Annotated in this window: 20 protein-coding genes; 3 read left to right on the top strand and 17 right to left on the bottom strand. The window is 73.5% G+C overall.

Annotated features, from left to right (window positions below):
- Nucleotides 1-277: transposase domain-containing protein (locus SM418_RS13640; protein ID WP_371942271.1), on the bottom strand; the 277-nt coding region annotated here is incomplete at its 3' end.
- Nucleotides 278-532: 255 nt separating this feature from the next.
- Between SM418_RS13640 and SM418_RS13635 the strand changes: the two genes are divergently transcribed.
- Nucleotides 533-1045, top strand: a complete 513-nt coding sequence (locus tag SM418_RS13635) for a hypothetical protein (RefSeq protein WP_371942258.1) — start codon at nucleotides 533-535, stop codon at nucleotides 1043-1045.
- Nucleotides 1046-1342: 297 nt separating this feature from the next.
- Here the strand turns inward: SM418_RS13635 and SM418_RS13630 are convergent, their stop codons facing one another.
- From SM418_RS13630 to SM418_RS13610, 5 genes are all read right to left on the bottom strand, one after another.
- Complete coding sequence (locus tag SM418_RS13630) at nucleotides 1343-3430, bottom strand: MMPL family transporter (RefSeq protein WP_371942257.1); 2088 nt, start codon at nucleotides 3428-3430, stop codon at nucleotides 1343-1345.
- Nucleotide 3431: 1 nt separating this feature from the next.
- Nucleotides 3432-3644: a hypothetical protein gene (locus tag SM418_RS13625; protein ID WP_371942256.1), complete on the bottom strand. Its 213-nt coding sequence runs from the start codon at nucleotides 3642-3644 to the stop codon at nucleotides 3432-3434.
- Nucleotides 3645-3734: 90 nt separating this feature from the next.
- Nucleotides 3735-4409 (bottom strand): response regulator, encoded by a 675-nt coding sequence (locus SM418_RS13620; RefSeq protein WP_371942255.1) that lies wholly within the window; start codon nucleotides 4407-4409, stop codon nucleotides 3735-3737.
- Nucleotides 4406-5551: a sensor histidine kinase gene (locus SM418_RS13615; protein ID WP_371942254.1), complete on the bottom strand. Its 1146-nt coding sequence runs from the start codon at nucleotides 5549-5551 to the stop codon at nucleotides 4406-4408. Before SM418_RS13615 ends, SM418_RS13620 begins: the two co-directional genes overlap by 4 nt.
- 220 nt (nucleotides 5552-5771) lie before the next feature.
- Nucleotides 5772-6227, bottom strand: a complete 456-nt coding sequence (locus SM418_RS13610) for a MarR family winged helix-turn-helix transcriptional regulator (protein WP_371942253.1) — start codon at nucleotides 6225-6227, stop codon at nucleotides 5772-5774.
- Between the two features lie 84 nt (nucleotides 6228-6311).
- On the opposite strand from SM418_RS13610, the gene SM418_RS13605 reads away from it, so the two are divergent.
- Nucleotides 6312-7826, top strand: a complete 1515-nt coding sequence (locus SM418_RS13605; protein ID WP_371942252.1) for an MDR family MFS transporter — start codon at nucleotides 6312-6314, stop codon at nucleotides 7824-7826.
- A gap of 25 nt (nucleotides 7827-7851) precedes the next feature.
- Here the strand turns inward: SM418_RS13605 and SM418_RS13600 are convergent, their stop codons facing one another.
- The 3 genes from SM418_RS13600 to SM418_RS13590 are packed head-to-tail and all read right to left on the bottom strand — an operon-like array spanning nucleotide 7852 to nucleotide 10154.
- Entirely contained in the window at nucleotides 7852-8523 is a 672-nt protein-coding gene (locus tag SM418_RS13600; RefSeq protein ID WP_371942251.1) for a response regulator transcription factor, read from the bottom strand.
- Between the two features lie 19 nt (nucleotides 8524-8542).
- Nucleotides 8543-8971, bottom strand: coding sequence for a pyridoxamine 5'-phosphate oxidase family protein (locus SM418_RS13595; RefSeq protein ID WP_371942250.1), 429 nt, complete (start codon nucleotides 8969-8971; stop codon nucleotides 8543-8545).
- On the bottom strand, nucleotides 8952-10154 hold the full coding sequence (locus tag SM418_RS13590) for a sensor histidine kinase (RefSeq protein WP_371942249.1): 1203 nt from the start codon (nucleotides 10152-10154) through the stop codon (nucleotides 8952-8954). Before SM418_RS13590 ends, SM418_RS13595 begins: the two co-directional genes overlap by 20 nt.
- 205 nt (nucleotides 10155-10359) lie before the next feature.
- Here SM418_RS13590 and SM418_RS13585 point away from each other — a divergent pair, with 205 nt between their 5' ends.
- Nucleotides 10360-10992, top strand: coding sequence for a helix-turn-helix transcriptional regulator (locus SM418_RS13585; protein WP_371942248.1), 633 nt, complete (start codon nucleotides 10360-10362; stop codon nucleotides 10990-10992).
- 143 nt (nucleotides 10993-11135) lie between these two features.
- Here the strand turns inward: SM418_RS13585 and SM418_RS13580 are convergent, their stop codons facing one another.
- The 8 genes from SM418_RS13580 to tal form a co-directional block, all read right to left on the bottom strand.
- On the bottom strand, nucleotides 11136-11468 hold the full coding sequence (locus tag SM418_RS13580) for a cupin domain-containing protein (RefSeq protein WP_371942247.1): 333 nt from the start codon (nucleotides 11466-11468) through the stop codon (nucleotides 11136-11138).
- Nucleotides 11469-11582: 114 nt separating this feature from the next.
- Nucleotides 11583-12788, bottom strand: coding sequence for a L,D-transpeptidase (locus SM418_RS13575; RefSeq protein ID WP_371942246.1), 1206 nt, complete (start codon nucleotides 12786-12788; stop codon nucleotides 11583-11585).
- A gap of 161 nt (nucleotides 12789-12949) precedes the next feature.
- Nucleotides 12950-13705, bottom strand: a complete 756-nt coding sequence (gene pgl / locus SM418_RS13570; protein ID WP_371942245.1) for a 6-phosphogluconolactonase — start codon at nucleotides 13703-13705, stop codon at nucleotides 12950-12952.
- Nucleotides 13702-14733 carry a glucose-6-phosphate dehydrogenase assembly protein OpcA gene (locus SM418_RS13565; RefSeq protein WP_371942244.1) on the bottom strand — a complete coding sequence of 344 codons (1032 nt, stop codon included), beginning with the start codon at nucleotides 14731-14733 and terminating at the stop codon, nucleotides 13702-13704. Before SM418_RS13565 ends, pgl begins: the two co-directional genes overlap by 4 nt.
- Nucleotides 14733-16259 carry a glucose-6-phosphate dehydrogenase gene (gene zwf, locus SM418_RS13560; RefSeq protein ID WP_371942243.1) on the bottom strand — a complete coding sequence of 509 codons (1527 nt, stop codon included), beginning with the start codon at nucleotides 16257-16259 and terminating at the stop codon, nucleotides 14733-14735. Before zwf ends, SM418_RS13565 begins: the two co-directional genes overlap by 1 nt.
- A 165-nt stretch (nucleotides 16260-16424) precedes the next feature.
- Nucleotides 16425-18122, bottom strand: a complete 1698-nt coding sequence (locus SM418_RS13555; RefSeq protein ID WP_371942242.1) for a phosphoheptose isomerase — start codon at nucleotides 18120-18122, stop codon at nucleotides 16425-16427.
- 129 nt (nucleotides 18123-18251) lie between these two features.
- Nucleotides 18252-19907 (bottom strand): glucose-6-phosphate isomerase, encoded by a 1656-nt coding sequence (locus SM418_RS13550; protein WP_371942241.1) that lies wholly within the window; start codon nucleotides 19905-19907, stop codon nucleotides 18252-18254.
- Complete coding sequence (tal, locus tag SM418_RS13545; protein ID WP_371942240.1) at nucleotides 19904-21019, bottom strand: transaldolase; 1116 nt, start codon at nucleotides 21017-21019, stop codon at nucleotides 19904-19906. The genes SM418_RS13550 and tal overlap by 4 nt, the downstream gene beginning before the upstream one ends.
- Nucleotides 21020-21088 lie beyond the last annotated feature (69 nt).

Here is a 21088-nt window from a genome sequence, read left to right as displayed (position 1 = left end):
CGCTCGGCGCCGGCTGCGACCCGCCGAGCCCCGCGGTCAGCCGCCCCCATACCTGCACATAGCCCAACTCGGCGAACAACACCCCGGCCAGCAGCAGATACACCACCACCCGGGACGGAAGCAGCCGCACCCGCCGCTGCACAGCACCGGTCGCCACCAGGACCTCGTCGACCATCTCGAACGGCACCTGCTGGGTCAGCTCACCCAGATGCCCGGGCGCGAACACCCCCGCCCCCACCCGGACCGTCCGCGTGACCGTACTGATAGCGCAGGCCAGCCCAGACCTGCCAGACTCTTGAGGCAACGGAGATCCAGTCTGTTCGGACGTTTGTGAGAGAACACCCGTTCTACTGGATCTCCGTTCCCATGTCCGGCCACCAGCCGAAAACCCTTGACACCCCCGGCCTCATCCTTAACTTCCCGGCATTGGTACTAGCATTGGGCGTTCACCTGGACTGCCGACGGTGTCTGCTCCTCCCCGCCGTCGGCGATATGGGAACCGCTACATCAGCACCCGTGAGGGGACAACTCGATGACCCTGATCGCCCGGCACGGTCCCGCGTGGACCTACATCGACTATCACCAGTTCTTCCTCATGGAGCCAGGCGAGCAGGACTACTCGCCCGAGGAAGCCGGAGCACTCATCTCCACCACTGGCGAAGCGGTCATCGTGCACACCGGAATCGCCAACGGCGACGTCGCGGTGCACGTCGAAATCCATGACCACGAGCCACTCGTGGACGATGCGGACTGGGAGGAAGTCGCCGAAGCGAGCCTGCAGGTGGAGGAGGGCACACTCATGGTGCGCTGCCTGATGGCGGATCCGCCGGACCTGCCGGTCCTCACTCCCGCCGGGCCGGGGCTCTACCGGGTCCGCGCACACGGTAGCGGCCGCGACACCGCATACGACGGATGCGTGTCGCGATCGGAAGAGGTCTATCTCTTCCAGATCTGGGCGGCTCCATACCTCCCCTTGCACGTGCTCAAACAGACCGACCTGTGCGGCAGGGGCCTGCGCCGGCCCGCAAGTCCCGCCGGGGAGTAGCTACTTTAGCTGCGCTCCTTCTGGCTCCACCGCCCTCCAAACCGCCGCCTGCCGGTGGCGACACCCCCGGCCCGAACACGACGGACTCGCATACGAGACAGGCTGCCGGTCGGCTGCCCGGGGCCGTAGGAATACCACTGTGATAAGGGCCGGCCTGCCGGACGCGGCTGCCGTGACCGCCTGCCCGCCGACAGGACGCCGTCGCCGCCCGCCACGTCCTGCGGCACCGTCCCAGATCCGGTCGGCGCCGACTCGGCCGGATCTGGGTCGGTGCCCGCTTCGGGTGCGGGACGGCCGTCAGGGACGTTCCAGAGCCACCTTCGGGAGGCGCCGGGCCAGCGGCGCCGGGAGCCACCAGGCGTGCCTGCCGAGCAGTTGCATGACGGCCGGGACGATCAGGCAGCGGATGACCACCGCGTCCAGGAGGACGGCCACCGCGAGGCCCAGGCCGAACTGCTGGAGCATCCGGTCCGGGCTCAGGATGAACGCCGCGAACACGACGATCATGATGGCGGCGGCGGCCGTGATGACCTTGCCGGTGGCGGCCAGGCCCTCGCGGACGGCGAGCGACGGGTCCCGGGTGCCCTCCCATTCCTCGTGGATGCGGGAGACCAGGAAGACCTCGTAGTCCATGGAGAGGCCGAACACGATCGCGAAGATCATCACGGGGATGAACGCCTCGATCGGGCCGCTCTGCGCGCCGAACCGGCCGTCCTGGAAGACCAGAGTGATCGTGCCGAGCGCGGCCGAGATCGACAGCAGGTTGAGCAGCGCCGCCTTGACCGGGATCAGCACGGAGCGGAACACCACCACCAGCAGCAGGGCCGACATCCCGACGACGATGGCGGCGAACAGCGGCATCCGCGCCGAGACCGCGTCGGAGAAGTCCTGCGTCGCGGCGGTCGGGCCGCCGACCAGGTAGTCGATGCCCGTGCGGGCCGACAGGGACGGCAGCACCTCCTCGCGCAGCTCGTGGACGAGGTCGGTGGTGGCCTCGTCCTGCGGCGCGGTGGCCGGGTAGGCGATGACGGCGGACACCGCGCCGTCTCCTGAAGGCAGGGGCGATGTCACGGCTGCGATGCCCTCGGTCTCGGTGAGGGCCGACCGGAGGGCTCCGGCGTCGCCTCGCGCCACCACGATGAGCGGCCCGTTGAAGCCGGGCCCGAACCCCTCGGCGAGAAGGTCGTAGGCATGCCGGCCCGTGCCGGAGGGCGCGTCGTTGCCCGCGTCGGCGAAGCCGAGCCGCATGTCCAGCGCGGGCGCCGACAGGGCGAGCAGGGCGGCGACGGCGACGAGCAGCGCCGGGGCGGGGCGGCGCTGGACGGCCGAGGCCAGCCGCCGCCAGCCGCCCTCCCGCGGCCGGGCCTTTGCGGCCCGCTTGAGCGCCTGCCGCTGGATGCGGCCGCCGAAGACGCCGAGCAGCGCGGGCAGCAGCGTCAGCGACGCCGCCATGGTGACCAGCACCGTCAGCGTGACGGCGAGCGCCACGCCCTGCAGCGACCCCAGCCCGAGGGCGATCAGGCCGAGCAGCGCGATGATGACGGTGCAGCCGGCGAAGAAGACCGTCCGCCCGGCCGCGTCGAGGGCCCGGCGGGTGGCCGTGGCCGGGTCCGCGCCCTCCTGGAGCTCCTGCCGGTAGCGGTAGAAGATCAGCAGCGCGTAGTCGACGCCGACGCCGAGCCCGATCAGCATCATGATCGGCGGGGTGAAGTCGGCGACCGTGAAGACGTGCGAGGCCAGCGCGATCAACCCGATCGCGCCGCCCACCGCGAACAGGGCGGTGACGAGGGGGAGCGCGGCGGCGACGAGGGAGCTGAACAGGAGCACGAGGACGACCAGGGCCGCCAGCATCCCCGCGCCCTCGGCCCCGCCGCCCCCGCCCTCCTCGGCGCCGCGCACGGGATCGCCGCCGAGCTCGATCCGCAGTCCGTCCCCGGAGGAGGCCCGCGCCGTCTCGATGATCTCCGTGACGTGCTCCTTCGGGACGTCCTGCGCGTCGGCGTCGAGCGTGACGGTGGCGTACCCGATGGTCCCCGACCGCGACACCGACAGCTCGCCGACGTCCGCGACCGACGGAAGTTCGCGCACCTTGGCGAGCATCCCGCCGATGTCCCGGCGGTCGCCCGCCAGGCCGCGCGCGTCCTCCGCGACGATCTGGACGGTGGCGCCCGCCTGCCGCGAGCCGTGCCGTTCCATCAGGTCGGCGGCGGCCTGCGCATCGGTGCCGGGCAGCGAGAAGTCGTTGTGGTAGGCGCTGCCGGCGGCCTGGGAGCCGGCGGTGATCGCCGCGACGACCGCCGCCCACAGCAGGAGCGCGGCCCAGCGGTGCCGCTGCGACCAGGCGGCCAGGCGTCCGAACCGGCCGGAGGGAATGGGGGAGGGCACGTCAACCTCGGTTCTTGAGACGGGCGCCGGCGGCGGCGCCGAGAAGGGCGGACAGGACCGGCACGGCGATGAAGGCCGCGAGCAGCACGGGGGCGCCGTCCACGTCGAGCGCGCGATCCAGGACGAAGGCGAAGAACGCGCCCACGGTCTCGGTCAGCAGGAAGCCCGCGGCTCCGCCGACGACGAACCCGATGAGGGCGCCCGGGAAGTTCATGGCCCAAGCGTCGGGACTCCGAGTGCCGGACGGCATCGGCCCGCGGAGGGCATCCGGGGCACCCCGCAGGTTGCGGGGGCGGCGGGGGGGCTACCTCCGGGGTCGCATCCAGCCGGGATTGACCATGCCGGACTCGTAGGCCAGGACGACCAGCTGGGCCCGGTCCCGCGCGCCCGCCTTCGCCATGATGCGGCTGACGTGCGACTTGACGGTGGCGGGGCTGAGCACCAGCCGGGCGGCGATCTCGTCGTTGCTCTGCCCGGCGGCGACGAGCAGCATGACCTCGCGTTCGCGGTCGGTGAGGGCGCGCAGCCGGGGGCCGGGCGCGGGGACCTCGACCCGCCCGGCGAACTCGCCGATGAGGCGGCGGGTGACGGACGGCGTGATCAGCGCGTCGCCGCGCGCCGCGACCCGGACGGCGTGGATCAGCTCGGCCGGCTCGGTGTCCTTCAGCAGGAACCCGGTGGCGCCTGCGCGCAGCGCGCCGTACACGTACTCGTCCAGGTCGAACGTGGTGAGGATGACCACCCGGACGCCGTCCAGGCGCGGGTCGGCGGTGATCTTCCGGGCGGCCTCCAGACCGTCCGCGCGGGGCATCCGCACGTCGAGGAGCGCCACGTCGGGACGCAGCTCCCGGCAGGCGGCGACGGCCTGCTCGCCGTCGGCGGCCTCGCCGGTCACGGTGATGTCGTCCTCGTCGTCGAGGATGGAGCGGAACCCGGCCCGGACGAGGCCCTGGTCGTCGGCCAGCAGCACTTCGATCATCGGGTGGGCGCTCCCTTCCGGTACGGCAGCCGGGCCCGGACGAGGAAGCCGCCGGCCGGCGCTGGACCCGCCGTCAGTTCGCCGCCGAGGGCACGGGCCCGCTCCCGCATGCCGTCCACCCCGCTCCCCGGCAGGCCCGCGCCCTGTCCGGGACCGTCGTCGGCGACCTCGATCAGCAGCTCACCGGGCGCGTGCTCCACGCTGACGGTGACCTCCGCCGCGGCGGCGTGCCGCGACACGTTCGTGAGGGACTCCTGGATGATCCGGTAGGCGGCCAGGCCGACCTCGGTGGGCGGGTCCGCCGCGCCGGCGACGCGGCTGTGCACGGTGAGCCCCGCCGACCGCGCCGACCCGATCAGTTCGCCGATCCCGCCCAGACCGGGGACGGGTGCGGTCGGCGCCTCCTCGTCGGCCTGCCGCAGCACCCCGAGCGTCGCGCGGAGGTCGCGCAGCGCCTCCCGGCTCGACTGCTTGACGGCGGCGAGGGCGGCCTCGCCCTGCGCCGGGTCGCGGTGGAAGCGGTGCAGCGCCGTCCCGGCCTGGACGTTGATGAGCGAGAGGTGGTGCCCGACGACGTCGTGCAGTTCGCGGGCGATGCGCAGCCGCTCCTCGCCGGCCGCGCGGCGCTCGGCCTCCCGCAGGTAGGCCAGGCGGCTGTGCCAGACCCAGCCGAGCGCGACGACCGCCACCACCCACCCGGTCAGCATGAACAGGGCGACGGGGTTGACGTCGCTGCTCCCGTTGAAGTCGCTGTTCCCCAGCAGCGTTCCGGTGCCCGTGCCGATCACGGCCAGGGCGGCGAGGACGACGGCCGCCTGGAGCCTGCCGCGGGCCGCGGTCGTATAGAGGGCCACGACGAAGGCGACCATCAACCCGCCGTCGTTGACGGTGATGACGTAGTACACGCCGGTGGTGACGAAGGCGAGAGCCGCGACGGCCACCGGGAACCGGCGGGAGAAGTACAGCGCCCCGCAGGTGAGGACGATCAGCGTCCAGCCGGACGCCTTGACCGGCCACGGCTCCTCCAGGGCGCCGATGAAGGAGTTCAGGCTGCTGAGGGACACCACCAGCAGCACCGCGCCGGCGAGGGCCGCATCACGGAAGCCGCCGTTCGACGTCCAGAGCCTACGGCGACCACCCATGCGACCAGACTAGAGGGGCACCCCGGTCCGCACCGTCACCCGCGCGGCCCAACGAGCCGCGGCGGACCCGCAACCAGGGGTGTAGACGGGTGGCTCCCACATGCAACCGGAGGAGGACGACCCGCCTGGCCGGAGAAACGCAGCCGGGTGCCCTCCCGGCGGGTCCGGGACGACCCGGCCACCAGGCGTGCGCGTCGGCCGCGGATCCGGCGCGGGACGATCAGTCCTCGTAGGAGTGGACGAAGCGGGCGAGGAGGCGGGCGAACTCGGCGCGCTCCTCGTCCGTCCAGTCGCCCATGGCCTTGGCGAAGTGCTCCTGCCGGGTGCGGCGGGTGGCCTCGACGACGGACCGGCCGGCGCCGGTCAGCTCCAGGTGGATGCGGCGGCCGTCCTCCTGGGACGCGACGCGCCGCACGTAGCCGGCCTTGACGGCCTCGGCGACGATGCGGCTGCCCCGGGAGGCGTCCACGCCGAGGCGGGTGGCGACCAGGCCGACGCTCATCTCCTCGCCCGGCCGGTCGGGGCCCTCGTCGACGACGTCCACGACGTGCAGGACCCGCACGTCGACGGGGAGGTTGTGGTCCCGGATCGCGGCCTTGCCGAGGCGCTGCCGCGACATGCCCCGGCGCAGCCGGACCATGCTCCGCTCGACCGCGTCCAGTGCCTCCTCGCCCATGGCGGCCAGTCTAGTTGACCTTGCGCATCTCATATGCCTGCTTCTAGCATCCATTTGCATCAGACAAATAGATGAGAGGTGCACATGGTTGCGATGTCAGTGCCGATGAGCCGCCGCGCGCGGCTCTGGGTGTTCGGCGGGCTGATGCTCGCCGGCCTCATGTCCTCGCTGGACGCGACCGTGCTCGGCACCGCGCTGCCCACGATCGTCGGGGACCTCGGCGGGCTCGACCGGCTCGCGTGGGTGTCCACCGCCTACGTACTGGCCACCAGCGTCACGGTCCCGCTGTCGGGACGCCTCGGGGACCTGTTCGGCCGCCGCCCGGTCCTGCTGATCGGGCTCCTCGGCTTCCTGGCCGGGTCGGCGGCGTGCGGGGCGGCGCCGACCATGAACTGGCTGATCGCCTTCCGGGTGGTGCAGGGCGCCGCCGCCGGCTGCCTCATGAGCTCGATGTTCGCGCTCACCGGCGACCTGTTCGAGCCGAGGGAGCGCGCGAAGTACCAGGGGTACTCGTCGGTGATCTTCGCCGTGTCCAGCATCGCGGGGCCGCTGGTCGGCGGGTTCCTCACCGACCACGCCTCGTGGCGGTGGGTGTTCTACGTGAACCTGCCGCTCGGCATCGCGGCCACGGCCACGATCGCGCTGTTCCTGCGCCTGCCGCGTCCGGCGGGCCGGCCGCGGATCGACTACCTCGGCATCGTCCTGCTCGGCGCGGCGGTCACCTGCTTCACGCTGTTCACCAGCTGGGCCGGGACGCGGTACGCGTGGGACTCGCCGGTCGTCCTGGCGCTGGCGGCGGGCGCGGCCGTGCTGTTCACGGTGTGGGTCCTCGCCGAGCGGACGGCCGCCGAGCCGGTCATCCCGCCGGGGCTGTTCCGCGACCGGTCGTTCGGCGTCGCCTGCGCGGTCGCGGCCGTCGGCGGCGCCACCGGGTTCGGTCTCGCCACCTACCTGCCGATGTTCTTCCAGGTCGTCGGGGGAGTGGACGCCACCAGGTCGGGCCTGCTGCTCCTGCCCATGATGATCGCGCTGCTGGCCGCGTCCATGGGCGCCGGACGGTACATCCACCGGACCGGCCGCTACCACCGCCTTCCGGCGGCGAGCATGGCGATCAGCGCGGCCGGCATCGCGCTCCTGGCGACGATGGACGTCCGGACCGGCCTGTTCACCGCCGGGTGCTACATGGCCGTCCTCGGGTTCGGGGCCGGACTGTCCCAGCAGGTCGTCATGCTGATCGCGCAGAACGCCGCGCCCCGGCGGGACCTCGGCGCCGCCAGCTCCGGCGTGTTCGCGACCCGGATGCTCGGCACCGCCGCCGGGATGGCCGTCTTCGGCGCCATCGTGACGAACCGGTTCGCCGAGGAGATCGTCCGGCGCGTCCCGGACGGACGGGCTCCCGCGTTCTCCGACGCCGTCCGGCCGGAGGTCCTGGCCATCCTGCCCGGGCCCGTGCGGGAAGGCGTCGAAGCCGCGTTCGCGGACGCGTTCTCCAGCCTGTTCCTCGCCGCGCTGCCCGTCGTCGCCGTGGGGCTGGCCGCCGCGCTGCTCCTCCGGCACGTCCCGCTGGTCCCGCGCGGGCCCAAGGTAGACGAAGGCTAAGGGAGGTCAGGGGAGGTCGAAAAGGTCAGGGCCGGTCGCCGAGGGCGGCGTCGTGGACGAGGAGGGCGATCTGCACCCGGTTGTTCAGGTCCAGCTTCGTGAGCAGGCGCGACACGTACGCCTTCACGGTGGCGACGCTCAGCGACAGCTCCGCGCCGATCTCGCTGTTGGTCCGGCCGAGCCCGACGAGGGAGGCCACGGCCCGCTCGCCGTCGCTCAGCCGGGCCAGCAGCTCGCGGGCGCGGTCCCGGCGCGGGTCGGCGCCGGCCTCGGCCAGGTAGGACATCATCTTGCGCAGCACCGCCGGAGACATCATCGGCTCGCCCGCCGCGACCTGCCGGATCGCCCGGATGATCTCCGGCGGCGGGGTGTGCTTCAGCAGGAACCCGCTCGCCCCGGCGCGCATCGCCCGCAGGATGTGGTCGTCGGTGTCGAACGTCGTCAGGATGATGATCTCGGGCGGCTCCCTGCGGGCGCGCAGCAGCCCGGTCGCCGCGAGGCCGTCCATCCGGGGCATCCGGATGTCCATCAGCACGACGTCGGGCCGGTGCCGGTTGACGGCGGCGACGACCTCGGCGCCGTCGGCGACGTCCGCGACGACCTCCAGGTCGCCCGCGTTCGCCAGCATCATCGACAGTCCGGCGCGGACGAGCGCGTCGTCGTCCACGATCAGCACGCGGACGGGAGGGGAGTCCATCCGGTCACCCTACGGCGCGTCAGGGCCTGCGCAGGCGGCGGCCGCTGACCTCCAGCGCCCGCAGCCGGAACCATGCCTCGCGGTCGCCGCCGGGCCACGGGTCGACCCGCGCGGCCTTCTCCTTCTCCTCCTCCGACAGGGGGTGGGCGCCGCCGCGCAGCAGCACGCTCCACCCGACGTGGTCGGCCTCGTCGAACCGGTCGACCTGGAACGCCATGCGGACCTCCCCGCCGATCACGGTCGTCAGCAGGCTCCGGTTCAACCGGCCGGACGACGAGGTCCGGAAGATCACGGTGTCGCCGTCGGCCGCGTAGTTCACCGGGATGACCGTGGGCCCCTCGCCGTCGTCGAACGCGACGCGGCCGATGGCGCCGCCCGCGACGAGGCGCAGGCATTCGGCGCGGTCGAGTTCTTCCAGCACGGGCCGGTCAGAGGAGTTCGCTGCCATGTACCTCACCTTTCCCGCCGGTCCCGCGGGCATGCGCGCTGCCCAGCGGCAGGCGGGCGCGCAGCCGGAACCGGCCGTCTCCGGTGCGGCCGTGCTCCAGCGACCCGCCGAGCAGCGCGACCCGCTCGGCGAGGCCGACGAGCCCGGCGCCGGAGCCCGGCAGGGGCGCCGCGGGCGGCCCCGGCGGCAGCCGGTTGACGATCTCGATGTCGAGGTCGTCCCCGAGGCCCAGGGACACCGTCACCTGGGCGCCCGGCGCGTGCTTGCGCGCGTTGGTCAGCCCCTCCTGGACGATCCGGTACGCGTGCCGCCCGACCCGGGCCGGGACACGGCCCGGGTCGGGGACGTTCTCCTCCAGCGCGACGCGGCCCCCGGCCCGCCGCGACTCCTGCACGAGGGCGGACACGTCCGCGAGCGTCGGCTGCGGGCGCTCCGGGTCGGCGCCCGGCGCGTCGTCCCGCAGCACGCCGATCACCTCGCGCAGGTCCTCCATCGCCTCGTAGGCGCTCTGCCGGATGATCCCGGCGGCCTCGCGCTGGTCGGCGGGCGCGTCCGGGCGGAACTCCAGCGCCCCCGCGTGCACGGCCAGCAGCGAGATGCGGTGCGCGAGGACGTCGTGCATCTCCCGGGCGATCCGCCCGCGCTCCAGCAGCCGTGCCTCCTCGACCCGCAGCCGCTGCTCGGTCTCGGCGGCGCGGGCCCGCTCCTCCATCGACGCGATGAGCTGCCGCCGGGACCGGACCAGCATGCCCGCAGTGATCAGTACCGCGTACAGCAGGACGAAGACGACGGTGCCCTGGCGGAACTGGTGCCAGGTGGAGGTGACCCAGAACAGCGTGACGATGAGCGCCATGTTCGCGCCCGCGATCGGCAGGAGCGCCCGCCATGAGCGCAGCATCGCCAGGGAGTACACGGCGACCGCCGCCGTGCCGAGCGCGGACGTCGCCGTCCACTGGGCGAACATCATCGTCACCGCGACCGCCACCGGATACCGGCGCCGGAACAGCAGCAGGAAGACCAGGGAGACCGAGCCGATCGCGAGATCCCGGGGAACCGAGATCGTCACGTCGGGGGGAGGGTCGTCCTTCGTTCCCGCCAGCAGCAGCACACCGAGCACCAGCGCGGTGCCGGTGGCGCCGACGTCGCCGAGCCATTCGCGCCACGATCGCCGGAGGAGGTCCACGCGCACAACGGTAGCCATGCCGTTCGCGCCGGTCAGTGGCCGCAGGTAGGCGGGCCATCGACTTTGGTCGGCATGCGGAAGGGCCGTACGATCCCGCGGCGGGGCGAGAGTGCCGGGTACGTCGCCCCTCTCCCTCGCCGTTCGATTATTATTACATGTAGCATTGTTATTAATCTGTGCCGGTCGTGCGGGAGGAATGAGCGACATGACCACCGAACGTTCCCGCCGCCAGGAGGTCCTCGGCATCCTGCGCGACGCCGGCGTCCCGCTCGGCGTCGCCGAGGTCGCCGAACGGCTCGGCGTCCACGCCAACACCGCGCGCTTCCACCTGGACGCGCTGACCGCCGAGGGGGCCGTCGAGCGGACCGCCGAGCAGCCCTCCGGCCCCGGCCGTCCCCGCACCGTCTACACGGCGAGCCCCGGCATGGACCGCGGCGGCGCCCGCGGCTACCGCCTGCTCGCGCAGATCCTGCTCAGCCGGCTGGCGTCGGAGGGGCCCGGCGCCCGCGAGAGCGCCGCGCAGGCGGGCCGCGAGTGGGGCCGCTACCTCGTCGACCGGCCGCCGCCGTTCCAGCGGCTGACCGGCGAGGAGGCGGCCGACCGGCTCACCGCGCTGCTGGACGACCTGGACTTCGCCCCCCGGCCCGACGGCGACCTCATCCGGCTGCGGCACTGCCCGTTCCTCGAACTCGCCGAAGAGTACGGGCCCCTGGTCTGCGACGTCCACCTCGGCCTCATGCAGGGGGCGCTGAAGGAACTGGACGCGCCGATCGACGCCGACCGGCTGGAGCCCTTCGCCGAGCCCGGCGCCTGCCTCGCGCACCTGCGGCGCGACTGACCTCCAATCGAAAAGGCGGCGAAAGACGAACGCGACGGCGGCTGCGACGGCCGGTGCGGTGACCTTCCAGTGGCTCGGGATGGCGCCGGCGCGAAGGTCGCCGCCCTGCTGCTCGCGCTCGGCGTGCCGGGGGAGGGCGCCGCTCAGCCGGTCTTGGCGACGGTGAGCAGGACCGCCGCGTCCTCGACCGCCTCCAGGCTGTGCCGCGCCTCCGGGACGATCAGCAGGTCGCCGGTCATCCCGTCCCAGTGGTTCTCCCCGGCCACCAGGCGGACCCGCCCGCGCAGGACGTAGATCGTCGACTCGCCGGGGTTCTCGTGCTCGGACAGCGACGTGCCCGCCGTCAGGGCCACCAGCGTCTGGCGCAGGACGCGCTCATGCCCGCCGTAGACGGTGTCGGCGCTGCGCCCGGTCGACCCGGCCGCGGCGCGCTTCAGATGGTCACGTACCTGTGCGTCCAACGAGAGCTTCTGCATGGCTTCAAGTCTGCCCTTGATCGCCGGGCGCACACGAGCCGGGTCGCATGAACCGGGGCGCCTGAACGAACTGTCCTGAACGGGCTCCGCTGAGCGGCGCTCTCCTGAACGGGGTCAGCCGAGCGGGAGGCCGGTGACCGGCTTGCCGGTCGCGCTGCCCGCGAGCCAGGCGTCCCACGACTTCGCCCACGGCGTCGGCCCGTTGCCGAACTGGAGCTTTCGCGTCGTGCCGGTCACCGTGACGATGTCGCCCCGGTTGGTGAAGTCGTAGAACCACTTGGCGTCCGAGGGCGATGCGTTCACGCAGCCGTGGCTGACGTTGTCGTTGCCCTGCGAGTCGGTCGACCACGGCGCCGAGTGGACGAACGTCCCGCTGTAGGTGAGGCGGACGTTCCATTTCGTCGGGATCCGGTACTCGCCGGGATCGCCGGTGGTCGCCGAGTCCATGATGATCTTCGCCGACTTCTCCTGCGCGATCATCGTCCCGGTGTAGCTGTCGTGGCCCGGCTTGCCGAGGCTGACCTTCATCGTCCGCGCGGTCCTGCCGCCGTCGGTCACCGTCGCGCGGTGCTTCTTCGCGTCGATCGTGGTGACGTGCCGCGGGCCGACCGTGAAGCTCGCGCTGCGGTCGCCCGTCCCGTAGAAGCCGTCGCCGACCTTCAGCCCCGCCAGGTGCGCGATGACCTTCACCTTCTGGCCGGACGGCCAGTACTCGCGGGGCCGGAAGTCGACCTCCTTGTCGCTGATCCAGTACCAGGCGCCCTCGACCGGCTTGGACATGCGGACCTCGAGGGCCTTCTCCACCGCGATCTTCCCGGCCTTGGTGGCCACGGGCCGGGACAGCAGCAGTTGCACCGGCATGCCGACGCCGACGGTCTCGCCGTCCAGCGGCGACATGCCGGACGTCAGCTTCTTCGCGGGCGTCAGCGTCGTGAACGTGGACGTCGCGGTGACCTGCTCCCCGCCCCCGCCGGTGCCCTTCGCGGTGACCGTGTACGTCGTGGACGGACGCAGCGTCCACGACGACTTCCACGACTTGCCGTCCGCCGCGAGCGTGCCCCCGGCCTTGGCGTTCTTCTTGCCGTAGGTGAGGGTGACGCTGGTCAGCCTGCCCTTGTCCGCCGTGACGGTGACGGGCTGGTCGGGAGCCGCCTGCCTGGTTCCCGTCGCGGGCGCGATGGCCAGCTTGACCGCGTCTTCGGCCTTGCCGCCGTCCCCGCCCTTGCCGTCGCCGTCGCCGCCTGACGAGCAGCCCGCGACGGCGACGAGCACCGCCCCCGCGATCGCCGTGCTCGCCGTCCCGGTCCGACCCTTGAGCACCTGAGAACTCCTCACGCTCGGCTTCCCGGCCCGCACTGCGGGTCATCCCTCGACCAAGGCGTGCACTCCTCGATCAAGGCCTCCACAAGGTATGCACGCGCTCAGGTTATGCACGGTTCAGCGCGAGGTATGCGGAACGCCGCGGAGTCGTCGGACTTCCGTCAGGCGCGCAGCCCGGACGCGGCGGCCCGGTCCAGCAGGAACAGGGTCCGCTCCCGGCCGCGCACCCCGGCCACCGGGGCCCGGACGAGGTCCGTGCCCGCGGCCAGCCCCAGCCGGACGGCCTCCGCCTTCGACTCGCCGGCCGCCAGGAGCCACACCTCCCGCGCCGCGCGCAGCGACGGGAACGTCAGCGAGATCCGGGTCGGCGGCGGCTTGGGGGAGTCGCGCACCGCCACCACCGGACGCTCGTCGCGCAGCGCCGGCAGGCCCGGGAACAGCGAGGCGACGTGCGCGTCCGGACCCACGCCGAGCATCAGCACGTCGAACGCCGGGACCGGGCCTTCGCCCGGACCCGCGGCGGCGCGCAGCGCGGCGGCGTACCGCTCGGCTGCCGCCTCCGGGTCGTCGCCGTCCGGCCCGTCCGACGGCGGCATCGGGCGCACCCGCGCCGGATCGACGGGGACGTGGTCGAGCAGCGCCGCCCGCGCACCGGTCTCGTTGCGCTCGGGGTCCCCGCCGGGACGGAACCGCTCGTCGCCCCACCACACGTCCAGGCGGCTCCAGTCGATCGCGTCGCGCGCGCCGGCGGCGGCGAGCGCCGCCAGCACCGCGGTGCCGACGCCGCCGCCGGTGAGCACGACCGACGCGGAGCCGCGCGCCGCCTGGGCGTCGGCGATCCGGGTCACCAGCCGCGCCGCGACCGCCTCGGCGAGCAGGTCCTGGTCGCGGTGGACCAGGACCGACGGGGCGGTCACGCGTCCCCGGAGGTGTGGTGGCGCCGCTCCTGCGCGTGCCGCCTGGCCGGCTCGGTCGCGGCCGCATCCGCGGTCGCCGAGACCGGCTCGCTCGCGACGCCCGGCTTCGCCGTCCCGTGCGCGAGGTCCTCGGCGAACCGGGCGGCGGCGTCGCGGTAGACCTCGTCGGGGTCGAGGCGCCGCAGTTCCTCGGCCAGCAGCTCGGCCATCGGGCGCCGCAGCAGCGACACCTGCCGGTCGGGCTGGCCCGGACGGCACAGCGTCGCGACCCGCCCGTCCGGACGGTGGATCACGATGTCGCCGGAGGTCGTCGTCAGCCGGACGCCGGTGATCCCCGGCCCCTCGGAGACGGTGCGCTCCATCGGCACGCCCAGCCTCGTCGACAGCCACGCGGCCAGCAGCTCGGCGCTCGGGCTGTCCGGCTCGGCCGTCACCTCGCCCGACACGATCTCGTCGTGGTCCTGGTCGAGCGCGGCGGCCAGCAGCGACCGCCACGAGGTCAGCCGCGTCCAGGTGAAGTCGGTGTCGCCCGGCCGGTAGCCCTGCGCGAGCTGGGCGAGGGTGCCGAGCCGGTCGCGGGCCGCGTAGGAGTCGGTCACCCGGCGCTGCGCGAGGGCGCCCAGCGGGTCGCCGGCCGGGGCCTTCGGCACCTTGCCGCCCGGCCACCACGTCACCACCGGCGTGTCCGGCATGAGCAGCGGGACGACCACCGAGTCGGCGTGCTCGGCGAGCGGCCCGTACATGCGCAGCAGGACCGTCTCGCCCGGCCCCGTCTCGCCCATCCGGATCTCGGCGTCCAGCCGGGAGGAGCTGCCGCGCGGGTCGCGGGAGATGACGGTCAGCACGCGGCAGGGGTGCTCGCGCGCCGCCTCCGTCGCGGCGCGGACCGCGTCGTACTGCGCCGACTCGTCGGTCACGATGATCAGGGTGAGCACCATGCCGACGGCCGGGCCGCCCATCAGATGCCGGGACTGCGTCAGCGCGTCCTGGATCTTGCGGGTCGTGGTGCCGGTGAGATCGATGTTCATCAGAGCCGCCTCCAGGTGCGCCCGTCCCGCGCCATCAGCTCGTCGGCGCTCTCGGGCCCGTAGCCGCCGGACTTGTACTGGTCGAGGCCGCCGCGGCTCGCCCAGTACTCGGTGATCGGGTCGAGGATCTTCCAGGACAGCTCGACCTCCTCCTGCCGGGGGAACAGCGGGGGGTCGCCGATCAGTACGTCCAGCAGCAGCCGCTCGTACGCCTCGGGCGAGGTCTCGGTGAACGACTCGCCGTAGGCGAAGTCCATGTTGACGTCGCGGATCTCCATCGAGGTGCCGGGCACCTTCGAGCCGAACCGGACCGTGATGCCCTCGTCCGGCTGCACCCGCATCACCAGCGCGTTCTGCCCGAGCTCCTCGGTGTCGGTCTGCGAGAACGGCAGGTGCGGCGCCTTCTGGAACACCATCGCGACCTCGGTCACCCGGCGGCTGAGCCGCTTGCCGGTGCGCAGGTAGAACGGGACGCCCGCCCAGCGGCGGTTCTGGATCTCCAGCTTGATCGCGGCGTAGGTCTCGGTGCGGGAGTCGGCCGGGATGCCGTCCTCGTCCAGGTATCCCTTGACGTTCACGCCGCCCTGCCAGCCGGCCGCGTACTGCCCGCGCGCGGTCGCCACGGCGAGGTCGCCCGGCACCCGCACCGAGGACAGGATCTTCGCCTTCTCGGTGCGGACGGCCTCGGCGCGGAACGAGGTGGGCTCCTCCATCGCCGTCAGCGCCAGCAGCTGCAGCAGGTGGTTCTGGATGACGTCGCGGGCCGCCCCTATGCCGTCGTAGTAGCCGGCCCGGCCGCCGATCCCGATGTCCTCCGCCATCGTGATCTGCACGTGGTCGACGAACGAGCGGTTCCAGATCGGCTCGAACATCGTGTTGGCGAACCGCAGCGCCAGGATGTTCTGCACCGTCTCCTTGCCGAGGTAGTGGTCGATCCGGAAGATCGACTCCTCGGGGAAGACGCGGTGCACGGTGTCGTTCAGCTCGAGCGCGGTCTTCAGGTCGCTGCCGAACGGCTTCTCGATCACGACCCGGCGCCAGGCCCCCTCCTTGCGGTCGGCCAGCCCGCTGCGCTGCAGCTGCTCGACGACCTGCGGGAAGAACTTCGGCGGGATCGACAGGTAGAAGGCGTAGTTGCCGCCGGTGCCGCGGCTCTCGTCCAGCTCCTTGACGGCCATCGACAGCGCCTCGAACGCGCCCGGGTCGGAGAACTCGCCGGGGACGAAGTGCATGCCCTCCGACAGGTGCGTCCACACGTCCTCGCGGAACGGGGTCCGCGCGTGCGCCTTCACCGACTCGTAGGCGATCTGCCGGAAGTCCTCGTTCTCCCAGTCGCGCCGCGCGAAGCCGACCAGCGAGAAGCCCGGCGGCAGCAGCCCCCGGTTCGCCAGGTCGTAGATCGCCGGAAGCAGCTTCTTGCGGGACAGGTCGCCGGTGACCCCGAACAGGACGAGCACGCACGGCCCGGCCACCCGCGGCAGGCGCTTGTCCCGCGGGTCGCGGAGCGGATTCGCTGGCTTGGTCACGTGGCCCCCTCGGATCGGACTCCGCCTTCTCGTCTCACTGCTGCAAGCATCCTGCCCCAACCGGCACCCGGTCGATCCACAGCCGGCCGAGAACGCGCTCCGCGGCCTCCTTGAGCGGTCCGCGAGCGGTGATGGCCGTCTCCCCCGAGACGACGGCGGTGAAGCTCACGGCCTGCGCGCCCCCGCCACCGCGCGTACCGCCTCGGTGAGGCGCCCCGCGCCCTCGATCGGGTCGCGCAGGTGCAGCCGGATGACCGGCAGCCGGCGTTCGCGCAGCGCCCGCAGCTCGCCGAGGGCACGCGCCAGCCGCAGCTGCGCCAGGCTGTAGGGGCGGCCCGGGACGGGATGCGCGGCGAGCTCGTCGCCCGGCGCCGGGTCGCCGGTGATGATGAGGAACGCGCCGTTGCCGGGGCCGTCCTTGTGCACCGGGCCCGTCGCGTGCGGGTAGCCGGGGCCGGGCCCGTAGGCGACGGGACGGCCGGACGCGCGGGACAGCGACGGCGCCAGGTACCGCCCGGAGAAATCGCCCGACAAGTAAGTCATAACCGACAGGTACCCATCGGCGGGCACCGAGGCGACCAGCCCGCCGAGGACGGTCTGCAACTCGGCGCCGGGCGGCCACGGGAAGTCGGCGTGCACCTCGATGCCGTCCTCGACGTACACCGGCCGCTCCGCGGTCAGCGAGCCCGAGGACGCGGTGCGCAGCAGCGTCGCCGCGTCGTCCTCCGACTCCTGCGCGACCGAGCTTCCCGCCTCGAACGGGTTCACCCCGAGCAGCCACCCGGCGACCGCCGTCGCGTACTCCCACAGCAGGAACTGCGCGCCGAGCGGCGCCCAGACCGAGGTGTCGGAGTCGTCCTGCGCGGCCGACCGCGGGTTGATCGACACGCCGTGCACGTCGGGGAAGTCGCCGCGCCCGCCGGACGGCTCGAACGCCAGCACGCCGCGGCCCCGCTTGCCCGTGCCGACCGCGAGGAGCTGGGAGATCCACGCGCTCAGCGCGCCGGGCCCGCCGGGCTCGCGCACCAGCACCTTGTCGCGGGCGAGGCCGCCCGGCCCCTGCTGCGCGCAGCCGCCGATGACCGCGCCGAGCAGCAGCCCCGGGTTGTCCTCGTCCTTGGACAGCGACGGCACCAGCGACGCCGCCTCGTCCAGCAGCCGGTCGGCGTCCGCGCCCGCCAGCACCGCCGGGACGAGCCCGTACGCCGACAGCGCGCCGTAGTGCCCGGGCAGGTAGGGGTCGGTCAACCCGATCCGGTAGCCGCACTGCCGGGCGAAGTCGTGCAGCGGGCTCCCGTGGTCGGTGATGACCAGGAACCGGCCGGCGATCTCCCGCTCGGACAGGCCCCGCTCGCGGAACGCCTCCGCGAAGATCCGCCGGTAGGCGTCGCCCTCCAGCGAGACGCCCGCCTTGCTGGCCAGCACGACGAGCGTCCGGTCGAGCCGTTCCATCGCGAACGCCAGCGCGGCGGTGTCGCCGCCGTCCAGCACGGTCAGCTCGCCCGTCGGCCGCCCGGCCGCGGGCTCGCCGGACGGGCCGCCCGCGGCGGCGAGCGCGGGCGCGTGCGCCTCCATGACCGCCTGCGCGGCGAGGCTCTCCGCCCCGACGCCGATCAGCACGATGTGGTCGAGGCCCGAGTAGCGCGCCTCGGACACCAGGCCGTTCACCTGGCTCAGCAGCCCGCGAGAGGCGAACGGCAGGTCGAGCCAGCCCAGCCGGCTGTGGTCCACCGCGCGCCGCCCCCACAGCCGCGGGTCCTTGGCGGCGAGCGCGCCGGGGACGCCGCAGCTCACGAGGTAGTCCCTCGCCTGCAGCGCAGAGTCCAGCACGTCACCGCGCGTCAATACGTCGAATCCGGACACCGTTCCCTCCTGACCCCCCATCGTTTCAGGAGAGAACGGGCATTCGCGACCATCTCCGATGATCTCTTTCGTCGCGTCCCGGATCCGGCGGGTCGCGCTGCGTCCGGACCGGCCCCGCCGGACGGCCGGTCAGGCGAGCGCCGCGGCGAGCTGCGCGAGCCCCTCGGCCCGGTCGCGCAGGTGCAGCCGGACGGCCGGGCGGCCGAGCGACCGCAGCACCCGCAGATCGCCGAACGCCTGCGCCAGCTGCAGCTCGCCCAGGCTGTACGGCCTGCCCGGGACCGGCACGTCGTCCGTGACGGCACCGGTGATCTGCAGGAACGCCCCGTTCGGCGGACCGCCCTTGTGGTACTGGCCCGCCGCGTGCAGGTAACGCGGACCCCAGCCGAACGTGACCGGCGCCGGATGCCGGCGGGCCGTGCCGCCCAGCCTGGCCAGCAGCGGCCGCAGCCCGGCCGCCGCCGCGTCCCCGGACCGGTCCAGGTAGGCGAGCACCGCGAGGTAGCCGCCGTCCGGGACGTCCGCGACGAGCGTCTCCAGCGCCTCGGCGAGCGTTCGCGCGCCGCCCAGCGCGTCCTCCGGGGCGTGCACCTCGACCGCGCCCTCGACCAGCTCCGGCGGGCGCCGCACCACCGTGGGCGCCGCGCCCTCCTCCGACCGCAGCAGCGCGGCCGTGCTCTCCCGCGACTCGCGGACGTCCGGCGCGTCGAACGGGTTCACGCCGATCACCCGGCACGCCACCGCGACCGCGTACTCCCACAGCAGGAACTGCGCGCCGAGCGGCCCGGCGACGCTCACCCCCGCCTCGCGCCCGGCGCCCGGCTCGTCCGGGCGGCGGCCGAGGATCACCCGGCGCAGGTCACCGGCAAGCTCGAAGCCCGGCGCGTCCACGCTCTCCACCACGACCGGCAGCAGGCCCCTGCCGTCCTTCCCCATCGCCCCGGCGACCAGTTGCTCCGCCCAGCCCGCGAGGCCCGCGAGGCCCGAGCCGTGGTCGGCGATCACCAGCTTGTCGCGGACGCCGAGCGCCGACGAGCCGAGCGCCGCGCCCAGCGCGAGCGCCGGATTGTCGTAGGGCTGGCGCAGCGCCGCCGCGAGCCCGGACGCCTCGTCGAGCAGGGCGTCCACGTCCACGCCCGCGAGCGCCGCCGCCACCAGCGACCGGGCGCCGAGCGCGCCGAACCTGCCGTCCACGTCGGGCTCGGCCGGGACGAGCGGATGGCCGGCCTCCCCGGCGGCGCGGGCGAGACCGGAGCCCTCCTCTGCGACGACGACGAACCGTCGCGCGAGGTCGGCGCCGCCCAGCCCCGCCTCGGCGAACGCGCGCCCGAACACGCGGTGCAGCGCGTCGGCCTCGACGCTCTCGCCGACCACGACCACAAGCGTCCGGGCCAGGTCGCCGGCGAGGACGCCCGACACCTCGTGCGGGTCGGTGGTGTCGAGGACGATCAGCTCGGCGCCCGCCGTGCGGCACATCGCCTCGGCGGCCAGCGCCGCGCCCCCCGAGGCGGCCAGCACGATCCGGTCGAGGCCGGCGGCGCGGGCCTCGACCGACAGCCCGGCCAGCCGGTCCCGCAGCGACCGCGAGGTCTCCGGCAGGTCCAGCCAGCCGAGCCGGCGGGCGGCGAGCGGGGCCGCGTCCGGCCCCCACAGCTTCGCGCGGCGGGACGCGAGCGACCCCGGCACGCCGTCGGAGACGAGACGGTCCAGGACCGTCTCGCCCTCGTCGACGACCGCGCCGCGGATGGTGACCGAGATCCCCCCGGCGGTCACCACGGAGGTCACGCGCCGGCCTTCTTGGACTCCAGCTCGCCGGTGATGGAGTCGAGCATGCCCTTCCACGAGGCCGCGAACTTCTCCACGCCCTCGTCCTCCAGGACCCGCACCACGTCGTCGTAGTCGACGCCGACCTCCTTGAGCGCCGCCATGTGCGCGCGGGCGTCGGCATAGGTGCCGCGGACGGTGTCGCCGCGCACCTGGCCGTGGTCGGCCTCGGCCTCCAGCGTCGCCTCCGGCACCGTGTTCACGACGCCCGGCGCGACCAGCTCGTCCACGTACAGCGTGTCGGCGAGGTTCGGGTCCTTCACCCCGGTGGAGGCCCACAGCGGCCGCTGGGGACGGGCCCCGGCGTCCTTCAGCGCCTTCCACCGGTCCGTGGCGAACCTCTCCTCGTACAGCGCGTACGCGAGCCGCGCGTTGGCGAGGCCCGCCTTGGAGCGCAGGCCCTTCGCCTCGTCCGAGCCGATCTTGTCGAGCCGCTTGTCGATCTCGGTGTCCACCCGGCTGACGAAGAACGACGCCACCGACGCGATCTTCGTCAGGTCGTGGCCGTTCTCCCGGGCCTTCTCCAGCCCGGCGAAGAACGCGTCGACGACGTCGCCGTAGCGCTCCAGCGAGAAGATCAGCGTCACGTTCACGCTGATGCCCTGGGCCAGCGTCTCGGTGATCGCCGGCAGGCCCTCCCGCGTCGCGGGGATCTTGATGAACAGGTTGGGCCGGTCCACCAGCCACCACAGCATCCGCGCCTCGGCGACCGTCTTGGCCGTGTCCGTGGCGAGCCGCGGGTCGACCTCGATGGACACGCGGCCGTCCATGCCGTCCGTCCGGTCGTACACCGGGCGCAGCACGTCGCAGCCCCACCGGATGTCGTAGGTGGTGATCGCGCGGGAGGCCTCCTCGACGTCCACGCCGAGCAGCGCCAGGTCGCGGACCTGGTCGTCGTAGGCGTTGCCCTTGCTCAGCGCCTTCGCGAAGATCGTCGGGTTGGACGTGACGCCCACGACGTGCTTGTCCCTGACCAGTTCCACCAGGTTGCCCGTGCGCAGCCGGTCCCGGCTGATGTCGTCCAGCCAGATCGAGACGCCCTCGTCCGAGAGCCGCTTCAGAATGTCGCTCATCGCTCTTCTCCTCGTCTTCGAGTTAGCCGGGGGATGGGGAAGGGGCGGGGCCCGGGCCGCCGCCGGCGA

Source organism: Actinomadura chokoriensis, from assembly GCF_041463665.1.
Taxonomy (GTDB): Bacteria; Actinomycetota; Actinomycetes; order Streptosporangiales; family Streptosporangiaceae; genus Spirillospora; species Spirillospora chokoriensis_A.
Note: the sequence above shows the minus strand (reverse complement) of the source record. Positions and strands in the feature narration are given on the sequence as shown.

Coding starts and splice junctions, on each gene's coding strand:
- SM418_RS13635 (WP_371942258.1), top strand. CDS start 533: ATGACCCTGATCGCCCGGCACGGTCCCGCGTGGACCTACATCGACTAT.
- SM418_RS13625 (WP_371942256.1), bottom strand. CDS start 3,644: ATGAACTTCCCGGGCGCCCTCATCGGGTTCGTCGTCGGCGGAGCCGCG.
- SM418_RS13620 (WP_371942255.1), bottom strand. CDS start 4,409: ATGATCGAAGTGCTGCTGGCCGACGACCAGGGCCTCGTCCGGGCCGGG.
- SM418_RS13615 (WP_371942254.1), bottom strand. CDS start 5,551: ATGGGTGGTCGCCGTAGGCTCTGGACGTCGAACGGCGGCTTCCGTGAT.
- SM418_RS13610 (WP_371942253.1), bottom strand. CDS start 6,227: ATGGGCGAGGAGGCACTGGACGCGGTCGAGCGGAGCATGGTCCGGCTG.
- SM418_RS13605 (WP_371942252.1), top strand. CDS start 6,312: ATGGTTGCGATGTCAGTGCCGATGAGCCGCCGCGCGCGGCTCTGGGTG.
- SM418_RS13600 (WP_371942251.1), bottom strand. CDS start 8,523: ATGGACTCCCCTCCCGTCCGCGTGCTGATCGTGGACGACGACGCGCTC.
- SM418_RS13595 (WP_371942250.1), bottom strand. CDS start 8,971: ATGGCAGCGAACTCCTCTGACCGGCCCGTGCTGGAAGAACTCGACCGC.
- SM418_RS13585 (WP_371942248.1), top strand. CDS start 10,360: ATGACCACCGAACGTTCCCGCCGCCAGGAGGTCCTCGGCATCCTGCGC.
- SM418_RS13580 (WP_371942247.1), bottom strand. CDS start 11,468: ATGCAGAAGCTCTCGTTGGACGCACAGGTACGTGACCATCTGAAGCGC.
- SM418_RS13565 (WP_371942244.1), bottom strand. CDS start 14,733: ATGAACATCGATCTCACCGGCACCACGACCCGCAAGATCCAGGACGCG.
- tal (WP_371942240.1), bottom strand. CDS start 21,019: ATGAGCGACATTCTGAAGCGGCTCTCGGACGAGGGCGTCTCGATCTGG.